This is a genomic window from Prevotella jejuni (assembly GCF_900187995.1).
Lineage (GTDB): Bacteria > Bacteroidota > Bacteroidia > Bacteroidales > Bacteroidaceae > Prevotella > Prevotella jejuni.
Map to the genome: position 1 here is coordinate 1 of NZ_FZNZ01000092.1, position 1,005 is coordinate 1,005.

Consider the following 1,005-nt stretch of genomic DNA (forward strand, 5'->3'; position numbering starts at 1 on the left):
GTTTCAGTAATTTTGTCCTTGGTAATCATTGTTATGTTTATTGTAATTGTTTGATTTTCAACCATAAAGTTACAAAAATATAATGAGATTACCAACTTTTTGCAGACATTTCTTATCCCGAGTTTAGGTAAAGACGTAAAAAGCAACCGTGGCTTCGTTTTCATCCCAGAGGTAGGCGACCAAGTCCTCCTTGGCTTCCGCCATGGCGACCCCGCCCGCCCCTACGTCATGGGTAGCCTGTTTAATGGAACAACAGGTGGTGGCGGTGGCCAAGGCAACAACTGCAAGAGCCTTACCAGCCGTCGAGGTAGTTCCTTGAAACTTGATGATTCTGTAGGTAGTGTCACATTGCACGATAAGGGCGGTGTAAGCATGACTTTTGATGGTGCTGGTAATGCCACTACAAATGCAAAATCTTCTAATTTTGTTAATGCTGGAACTAATAATGTTATTAATGTTGGTAATGGCAGTTCCGTTATATCTTCACGCAAGTTCAACATAGAACTGCAATCCCAAGTGCTGGTGTAGCTTAATAATCTATACCTGAAAACACCGAGGGGTTTGGGGGCGAGAAGCCCCCATGAGAAGAAAATCAACAAGCAATGCATAAAAATAAGAAAGGGAGACCTCTGTCTCCCAAAGATTAATTAATTTTGCATTGCAATGTACAAACAATTAACCTCGGAGCAAAGGTACACAATTTCTGTGCTACTCCAAAATAGAACGAAACAAAAAGATATTGCCAAGGCGATAAATGTAAGTGCAAGTACAGTGTCTCGTGAAATAAGACGTAATAGCGGAGTCAGAAGACACTATAATTGGGAAACTGCCCAAGCAAATGCAGTACAAACAAGGCGCAGAAAGCCAGGCAATCGTTCAGTAGACAAGGATGTCATGGAAGAGGCGAAGTGCCTTCTTATTACTGAGCAATGGTCTCCAGAACAAATATCTGGTGTATTGGCCAAGGACGGCAAGTATATTAGCCATGAGACCATATATCGTATG

Annotated in this window: 1 protein-coding gene and 1 pseudogene; both read left to right on the forward strand. The window is 42.0% G+C overall.

What is annotated here, in order from left to right; genetic code table 11:
• Positions 1–129 precede the first annotated feature (129 nt).
• Positions 130–408: pseudogene (locus CHB62_RS14515) on the forward strand (phage baseplate assembly protein V); the annotation flags it as partial.
• Between the two features lie 255 nt (positions 409–663).
• Positions 664–1,005: helix-turn-helix domain-containing protein (locus CHB62_RS14520; RefSeq protein ID WP_141240458.1), on the forward strand; the 342-nt coding region annotated here is incomplete at its 3' end.